Raw genomic sequence first — 6,010 nt, 5'->3', positions numbered from 1 at the left:
TCGCGCAGCCGTTCGCATTCCTTGATGCTGGTTTCGTTGGTCGACAGCACCTTGATGAGGTCGGGCATGGCCGAGAGGTCGAGCTTGGCCACGACGGAATCGCTGTCGTGCTTGACCAGGAACGTGCGCGTCTCCTTGGCGGTACGGCGCACGAACTCGAACTCCTTCGCCGTCAGCGAGAAGCGCGCCATGTAGGATTCCTTGCTCGCCTTCGGATTGGGGAAAAAGATGTTGGTTTTCGTCTGCTCGATCAGCGAGGACGAGATCGACGAGTTAACCACATCCTCGGCCGTCTGGGTGCCAAAGCCGACGACGCCGTTGCGCCGGCGGATCGTTTTCAGCGTCTCGTTGATGAAGGCGGAAAACACCTCGTCATCGAGCAGCTTCCAGCCTTCATCGAGGAACATCAGAAGCGGCGTGCCATCGATGATCTCTTCCAGCCGATGGAAGATGTAGAGCAGGGCGGCCGAGCGCAATTTCTTGTCGGCCAGGATTTTTGTCATGTCGAACCCGACCACCGGCTTCGAGAAATCGACGAGATCGACGGGGTTGTTGAAAAGCCAGCCCTTGTCGCCAGGGTTCAGCCACGGTTCAATGCGCGCCGCGAGGTCGTTCATTCCGGGCGTGAGCGAGCCGCGCAGCACCTCTGGCAGCACCTCGAACGTGCGTTGTTGGCGCGGGATCTTGTAGACCTTGTCGACGGCCGTGTTGATCACGCGCATCTCAGCCACGTCGAGCGAAGCGTCGTCAGGGGTGAGCAAGTAGCCCAGCAGCCCTTCGAGAAACGTGCGGTTTTCTGCCGTGTCTTCCAGCTGGAGCGGCGCAAAGCCGGTGGCCTGCATCGGCTCCATGACCTCGTAGCGGCCGCCGAGCGCGCGGATGAAGAGCTCGGCGCCGCGCATATAGTCGAAGTAGACGCATCGCGGTCGCGGCGAAATCCGCATCGCCTGCGCCATCAGGAATGACAGCACGACCGTCTTGCCCGAACCGGTTGGACCGAAAACGGTGAAATGGCCGACGTCGTGGACATGAAAGTTGAAATAATAGGCTGTCTGGCTGGTCGTCTCGAGGAGCGCGATCGGCCGCTTCCAGTGCAGTCCCTCACGCTGGCCTGAGGGAAAATTGTGGCCCGAGAACAGCCCGGCAAAGTTCAGCGACGAGATCAAGGCGCGGCGCGCAATGTAGCTGAAATTGCCGGGCAGCTGTGCCCAAAACGCAAGTTCGGTGTTAAGCGTTTCCCGCACCGGTACGATCGACATGCGCGACAGTTCGGCGGTGATGTCGGACAACGAGCGGTTGAGCCCTGGTAGGTCGGCAGCGAGCGCCATCACCGTCATGTGGTGCTGCCCGAAAACGACCTCGCCACCGGCAAGCTTGTCAGCGCCGGCGTGCACGGAATCCTCGACCGTGGTTCCGGCCTCATCCGAACCGCTGACCTGGTTCGAGATCGTGTTGATGCGGCGCATGGCCGTCACGCGATCTTCAATCGCGAACGACTGCGTGAGGATGAATTCATGCGGCAACCGCAACAGGCCATCGAGCGACCCGGGCGCCGTGAAGGGCGGGTATTCCTTGATCGACACCATGGCGCCGATCTTGCTGTCATGCGCCCCCCTGATCTCCAGGGCGGATTTGCCGAAGAAGATTTGCCGGGTCGCACAGGCGCTTGCCAAGCTCATGCGCGGCAGCGGCATTTCCACATCAGCGCCGCCGGCAAGGATCTTGGCGATGAATTCGGCAGGTTCGGAAAACAGGCTGTCGCGCCGCGTCACCACGCCCAAAAGCCGCGCGCCATAAGCGGAAAAGTCCTTGGTGACGCCATTGAGGACGTCGTGCAGTTCGGCCATGGCCTCTTCACGTGTCTCTTCGCCGGCCGTGCTGATGCGGAACGCGTTGAGCGCCTTGTCGACCCAACCGACACGCCCGACCATCGGCCGGCGGATGAGCGTCAAAAAGGCCTCGTTGACGAACAGATTCTTCGAGCCCAACTCGTCCATGTAGCGGGCATCGAGTTCCGCCACGAAAGGGTTTTCGAAGTCCCCTTCGATCTCGGGCGTGACGTGACGCCGGATGATGGTCGCATAGGCGGCAAAACGGGACGTAGAGAGGTTGCGGAATGTCGTGTTGCGATTGAACATGCGGTTGTTGAGCTCTGCCTGATCCATGGTCTGGAAGGGCAGGCCGCTAAGCTGAATGACCCCGAAGAGAAAGCCGCTTTTGGTGACGACCAGGTTGTCGTCGACATGGCGCAAATAGGGGACATGCGCCTCGACAGGCTTTTCCCGTTTGCGCGCTTTGGCGAATTTCAGGTCGGCGTTCACGCTCACGGCGAATAGCTCCTCGCACCCCAAAAGCCTGAGTTGGCGACCGCGCCCCGCTTCGACAGCCGGCGCTCGACTATGTGAAAAATGTACGGGTCGCGCTGGCACAGATAAGCGCTGATCAAATGCGTCGCGCTGAATAGGCCGAGGCCAAGCGTGAAGCTGCTGGTCGCAATGAATCCGATCACGGCAGCCATGCCGTTAAGCGCGAACACCTCGTAGCGCACGCCCCATTTCATCGGCGGGCGCGTCAGAGGCAGGCTGACCGGCTCGACATAGACCTCTTCATCCTCCATCGGCTCACGCGCCTCCAGCGGTCGACCGGATGGAATCGACCAGAGCTGCGGCGCCAAAGACCAGAGCGATGCCGATGATGATCGAAAGCGCCATCATCCAGACCAGTCTGCCGGTCATGGCAAGGAAGCCGAGAAAGCAAACCGCTATGATCCCGAAAGATCGGGCAATGCTGCCCTGCAGCACACCGACGAACCATTCCAGCACGCCCTCGACCGGGGCGGCCGACTGCGCGTATGCGCTCGCCGGCGCGAGCGCCGTGCCGATCGCCGCGGCGGCCACAAACTGCAGGGCGAACTTGCCCGCCTTTTTATAATCCATCCTCGTCTCACTCCTTTTTCAGTTGCCAAAATCCATGACGTGTCCGTCTTGCCAGGCGACGCCATCGACCGCGCCGGTCGCGGCGGCCTGATGATCGTCAACAGGGTTGGGAATGGGAGGCTTGATCAGCTTGCCGAGCTTCCAGCGATTGAGCACCTTGACCACGTATTTCGTGGTCTGGTCGTTCACCGGGATGCCGTTGGCTTTGTAGACGTTCTCTTCGCCTGCATTGTAGGCCGCCAACATCAAAAGCGGATCATGGAACTCATCATAAAGCGCTTTCAGATAGCGGACGCCGGCACGGATATTGGCATTCGCGTCACATCTGTCGGCCACCCCGAGACGCGACGCTGTCGCCGGCATGAGCTGCATGATGCCGAGCGCGCCCGCGCGGGACGGCCCTTGATTGCCGCCCATGTCGCTTTCCGCCCAGGCAACCGCTTCGGTCAGGTCGGGATCGAAGCCCTCTTCCTCAGCAATCTGACGCACCAAGGCCGCGGCCCGCCCGCGATCCGTCGGCGCACACCCGCCACCGATCGGCAAACCGTTCTCAGCGGCCGAACGGGTCGAAACCGCCGGGCGGGCAGGCCGAGCAAATGCCACCGCGATGCGCGTCGAACTCGTGTTGTCCGCATGGGCGCCTAATGGCGCCATGACGGCTGAGAGAGAAAGCGCAAGGGCGATCCGGTTTTTCATTGCGCCACCAAGGTTGACACTTTACTATGGGTACATCGTGCCAAAGTAAAGTGTCAATACGAGAAGCAGGATCGAGGCCAATTTTCCGATGAAGCAGTTCTTCTTCCTCGCGGCATTGTTGCTCCAGGGCACCGTCGTAGGCGCCGCCGATCTGGGCACCAACGAGCCGCATCCGTTCGAGCAGCCCTCGACCGCGTATCTGCAGAAGTTCGCAAAGCCTGGCGAAAAGACCTTCGTCTACGAGCGCTACGACGCACGCGGAGGCCTTTTTCAGCGCGAGGTAACAGCGCTGGCAAAACCGGTGGAGATCAAGTCCGCGACCGAACGCGTCATCAACGGCGTCACCTACCGGCTGCGTGGGCTCACGGCCTGCCCGAAGTCCAATATCACCTACAAGGCTCAGCAGTGGGATTGCACGAAGGCCGTGCGGGACTATGACGAGGCTGTCTATAACACCCGCGCCTCCGTCGTGTTGTGCAAGACGCTGGTCCTCAAAAGCCAATCCGGCATGCCGGATGCGGTTTCATGCTTTGCGCTCGTCGGAGCTGGCAATACCAACGATCCCTATTCGGTCTCCTATGACGACGATTCCATGGTTTTCTTCGAGATGGCCGCGATCGGCCGCAACAAGGACGGCAAGTCGCTGCGGCCGGATCTCGAACACGCCTTAGATCTCGGCAAACAGTTCCAGACCGATGAAGCGAACTAGCCTCGCAGCGTTCTTCGCACTCACGTGCGCTCACGCCGTGGGCGCCTCAGGCGCCGCGCCAGCAAGCGCGACAGCCGCTCCCTTCATGGTGTCGAAAAGCGTCGAACTGCTGACGGGAGATACGTGGCGCGACCATGACAAGCTTTACCGGCTCTATGGCGTGCAATCATGCTTGCGGGGCACGATCGCCTTGGATGCGAAGGGCAACGAGCTCGATTGCGGCAACCTCTCGCTCGCCCACCTGGCCGCCTTGTTTTCGACGGCGGCTGTGACCTGCCAGCCGATCGCCTTGGCGCTCGACAAAGCCACGTTTGTGGTATGTGGCGCGAAACTCGACGGCGATACGGTCGACCTCGGCACCGCGCTCATCGCGGCCGGCTACGCCTTCGCCGCTACTGATGCGAAAGGCAAGGCGGTCAGCGCCACCTATCTGGTGGCTGAGCTCAACGCGAAGATGAAAGCTGATGGTCTTTGGGCGACGAAGTTTCAGCATCCCATCGAACTTCTGCTGAGACGGGCAGGGGAGCGCAAGCAATGAACCACGAGGATCAATCGAGCCGCTACTACTACCCTGTCGAGGGCCGCACGCACGGTGCCATAGCCGGTGCGTTCGCATTCATCGCCATCATCGCGGTGCCGGCGCTGACCTATGCCGCATGGCACGCGTTCGCGTCTTGGATGTCCGCCCTCTTTTCTTAGTGTCCGCTCCAAAAAGAAGTGAGTGATTTCAGCGGGTTGTGATTCTGTCGGATTGCTGAGATTCGACGGAGATCATGATGCCCTGGACCGAAACCACTCGCCCTCACTATGAACGGCGGTGCCCGCGCTACGCAAGCGACCTGACGGACGCGGAGTGGGGGCTGATCGAGCCACTGATGCCGGCGCCGAACCGGATCGGCCGGCCGCGGAGGACGGACCTGCGCGAGGTCGTGAACGCGCTGCTTTACATGGCTTCGTCGGGCGGAGCATGGCGGCTTCTGCCGAAGGACTTCCCACCGTTCTCGACGGTGCAGAAGTACTTCTGGCGCTGGCGGGACGAAGGATTGCTGCGCGCCATCAACAATGAACTCGTCATGGCGGCGCGCGAACGGGAAGGCCGGGAGGCAAGCCCGTCCGCCGGCGTCATCGACAGCCAGTCGGTGAAGACCACCGAAAGCGGCGGAGTTCGTGGCTTCGACGCCGGCAAGAAGGTCAAGGGCCGCAAGCGGCACATCGTCGTCGACACGCTGGGCCTGCTGGTCGGCGTCGTCGTTCACGCCGCCGACATCCAGGACCGCGACGGCGCGCCGGCCGTCCTGAAATCCATACTCGAGCGCTGGCCGTGGCTGCGCCATGTCTTTGCCGATGGCGGCTATGCAGGGCCGAAACTGCGGGGCGCCATGCAAAAGATCGGCAAGTTCACGATGGAGATCGTCAAGCGGTCGGACAGCGCCAAAGGCTTCGAAGTCCTGCCGCGCCGATGGGTCGTCGAGCGGACCTTCGCATGGCTGGGCAGATGCCGAAGGCTGGCCAAGGACTTCGAGAGATCCATCGAATCCGCACAGGCCTGGGTCTTCATCGCAAACATCCGCATGCTCACCCGACGGCTCGCAAGGACATGAAAACACGGCGGCCATTCCGATTCAGACACTAAGATGTTTCACCATTTTGAAGTTGCGCAATATAAAGA

Annotated in this window: 8 protein-coding genes; 4 read left to right on the top strand and 4 right to left on the bottom strand. The window is 61.3% G+C overall.

Annotation, left to right across the window (positions count from 1 at the left end; all coding sequences use genetic code 11):
- The 4 genes from EOA28_RS22000 to EOA28_RS21985 form a co-directional block, all read right to left on the bottom strand.
- The coding region (locus EOA28_RS22000) for a VirB4 family type IV secretion system protein (protein ID WP_128315257.1) at positions 1-2,327 on the bottom strand (2,327 nt) is incomplete at its 3' end.
- A complete protein-coding gene (locus tag EOA28_RS21995) occupies positions 2,324-2,617 on the bottom strand; it encodes a VirB3 family type IV secretion system protein (RefSeq protein WP_066991233.1) in 294 nt (97 codons plus the stop codon). The genes EOA28_RS22000 and EOA28_RS21995, both read right to left, overlap by 4 nt.
- A 4-nt stretch (positions 2,618-2,621) precedes the next feature.
- A complete protein-coding gene (locus EOA28_RS21990) occupies positions 2,622-2,936 on the bottom strand; it encodes a TrbC/VirB2 family protein (RefSeq protein WP_128315256.1) in 315 nt (104 codons plus the stop codon).
- Positions 2,937-2,954: 18 nt separating this feature from the next.
- Complete coding sequence (locus EOA28_RS21985; RefSeq protein ID WP_128315255.1) at positions 2,955-3,632, bottom strand: lytic transglycosylase domain-containing protein; 678 nt, start codon at positions 3,630-3,632, stop codon at positions 2,955-2,957.
- Positions 3,633-3,720: 88 nt separating this feature from the next.
- Here EOA28_RS21985 and EOA28_RS21980 point away from each other — a divergent pair, with 88 nt between their 5' ends.
- The 4 genes from EOA28_RS21980 (at position 3,721) to EOA28_RS21970 (ending at position 5,942) form a co-directional block, all read left to right on the top strand.
- Positions 3,721-4,341: a hypothetical protein gene (locus EOA28_RS21980; protein ID WP_128315254.1), complete on the top strand. Its 621-nt coding sequence runs from the start codon at positions 3,721-3,723 to the stop codon at positions 4,339-4,341.
- Positions 4,342-4,426: 85 nt separating this feature from the next.
- The gene (locus tag EOA28_RS21975) at positions 4,427-4,879 is read left to right on the top strand and encodes a thermonuclease family protein (RefSeq protein WP_128315253.1); all 453 of its coding nucleotides are present in this window, start codon (positions 4,427-4,429) and stop codon (positions 4,877-4,879) included.
- A complete protein-coding gene (locus tag EOA28_RS38950; protein WP_189342133.1) occupies positions 4,876-5,040 on the top strand; it encodes a hypothetical protein in 165 nt (54 codons plus the stop codon). Before EOA28_RS21975 ends, EOA28_RS38950 begins: the two co-directional genes overlap by 4 nt.
- A 77-nt stretch (positions 5,041-5,117) precedes the next feature.
- Positions 5,118-5,942 (top strand): IS5 family transposase, encoded by an 825-nt coding sequence (locus EOA28_RS21970; RefSeq protein WP_128315252.1) that lies wholly within the window; start codon positions 5,118-5,120, stop codon positions 5,940-5,942.
- The last annotated feature ends 68 nt before the right edge of the window (positions 5,943-6,010 follow it).

The sequence above is a fragment of the Mesorhizobium sp. M2A.F.Ca.ET.067.02.1.1 genome, from assembly GCF_004023285.1.
Lineage (GTDB): Bacteria > Pseudomonadota > Alphaproteobacteria > Rhizobiales > Rhizobiaceae > Mesorhizobium.
The sequence above is the reverse complement of the archived record's forward strand: the minus strand, read 5'-3'. Positions and strand labels throughout refer to the sequence as shown.

Bases quoted from the DNA above. Each gene is read 5' to 3' on its own strand.
- EOA28_RS21990 (WP_128315256.1), bottom strand. From the start codon at position 2,936: ATGGATTATAAAAAGGCGGGCAAGTTCGCCCTGCAGTTTGTGGCCGCC.
- EOA28_RS21985 (WP_128315255.1), bottom strand. From the start codon at position 3,632: ATGAAAAACCGGATCGCCCTTGCGCTTTCTCTCTCAGCCGTCATGGCG.
- EOA28_RS21975 (WP_128315253.1), top strand. From the start codon at position 4,427: ATGGTGTCGAAAAGCGTCGAACTGCTGACGGGAGATACGTGGCGCGAC.
- EOA28_RS21995 (WP_066991233.1), bottom strand. From the start codon at position 2,617: ATGGAGGATGAAGAGGTCTATGTCGAGCCGGTCAGCCTGCCTCTGACG.
- EOA28_RS38950 (WP_189342133.1), top strand. From the start codon at position 4,876: ATGAACCACGAGGATCAATCGAGCCGCTACTACTACCCTGTCGAGGGC.
- EOA28_RS21980 (WP_128315254.1), top strand. From the start codon at position 3,721: ATGAAGCAGTTCTTCTTCCTCGCGGCATTGTTGCTCCAGGGCACCGTC.
- EOA28_RS21970 (WP_128315252.1), top strand. From the start codon at position 5,118: ATGCCCTGGACCGAAACCACTCGCCCTCACTATGAACGGCGGTGCCCG.